Annotated in this window: 1 rRNA gene; it reads right to left on the bottom strand. The window is 32.1% G+C overall.

The window, feature by feature from the left end:
- Positions 1-231 precede the first annotated feature (231 nt).
- A 5S ribosomal RNA gene (rrf, locus tag IDG63_RS14355) occupies positions 232-346 on the bottom strand.
- Positions 347-352 lie beyond the last annotated feature (6 nt).

Consider the following 352-nt stretch of genomic DNA (forward strand, 5'->3'; position numbering starts at 1 on the left):
AGGATCAAACTCTCCATAAAAATTATGATGTTTGATTAGCTCATAAATACTAAATAATGTTTGTAACTTATAGTTACGTTTTTGGAATTAACGTTGACATATTGTCATTCAGTTTTCAATGTTCATTTTTCTTACCGACAAGAATTAATTATACATTTTATTAACATTTAAGTCAATAACTTTTTTTATCTTGTCGATTTTATTTTTTAACCAAAATTTGATTAAAAAACTGCCTGGCAACGTTCTACTCTAGCGGAACGTAAGTTCGACTACCATCGACGCTAAGGAGCTTAACTTCTGTGTTCGGCATGGGAACAGGTGTGACCTCCTTGCTATAGTCACCAGACATATG

Source organism: Staphylococcus sp. EG-SA-14, assembly GCF_017151935.1.
GTDB classification, from domain to species: Bacteria; Bacillota; Bacilli; order Staphylococcales; family Staphylococcaceae; genus Staphylococcus; species Staphylococcus aureus.